A 765-nucleotide genomic window follows, 5' to 3' on the forward strand; every position below is an offset into this window, starting at 1 on the left:
TTCGCTTTGTTTCCTTTATTAGTCTATATACTGAAAATAAGTTTTATTGAATTTTGGAGCAAGTACAGTAAATTATGGTGCCTACTATTTAGCGCCTAAGTGTATCGTTTTTATGGCCGATAGTTTACCCTATTGGCGACCTCATTTCTGACGATTTTTAGCTATGCGCATTTCACTCTCTCATCATGCAAAACAACTCGCTAAGCCCAATACTGCTTGCAGCAACCGGTGCCTCTCCAAGCTCTGCGTATTGAGAGCTGATTCGAATAGTAAGCTAAGTCAGTAACCAAGTATATTGTAATGACTGAATGCCACTCAAAGGGAATATTCAAATGAAATATAACAACATTCTTGAAACCATCGGCAACACGCCGCACGTACGAATCAACAAGCTTTTCCGAGACGATATCGAAGTATGGATGAAGGTCGAACGCTTTAATCCCGGCGGCAGCATTAAAGACCGTATTGGCCTCGCTATGATCGAGGCCGCCGAGAAGTCAGACCAGATCAACAAAGATACCGTTATTGTTGAACCGACATCAGGAAACACCGGCATCGGTCTGGCTCAAGCAGCTGCGGTAAAAGGCTATAAGCTGATTCTAGTTATGCCGGAGTCAATGTCTATAGAACGTCGAAAGTACATGACAGCTCTGGGTGCCGAGCTCGTACTAACACCAAAAGAAAAAGGCATGGGCGGTGCAATTGAAACAGCTGCCGAACTAGTTACAAAAGGCAGTAATCACTGGATGCCACAACAATTTACCA

Annotated in this window: 1 protein-coding gene; it reads left to right on the forward strand. The window is 43.5% G+C overall.

Going from position 1 to position 765, the window contains the following annotated elements; all coding sequences use genetic code 11:
* Nucleotides 1–332 precede the first annotated feature (332 nt).
* Nucleotides 333–765, forward strand: a 433-nt coding sequence (locus A3729_RS04175) for a PLP-dependent cysteine synthase family protein (RefSeq protein WP_156497645.1), incomplete at its 3' end; no start/stop codon positions are given.

This window comes from Oleiphilus sp. HI0043 (genome assembly GCF_001634935.1).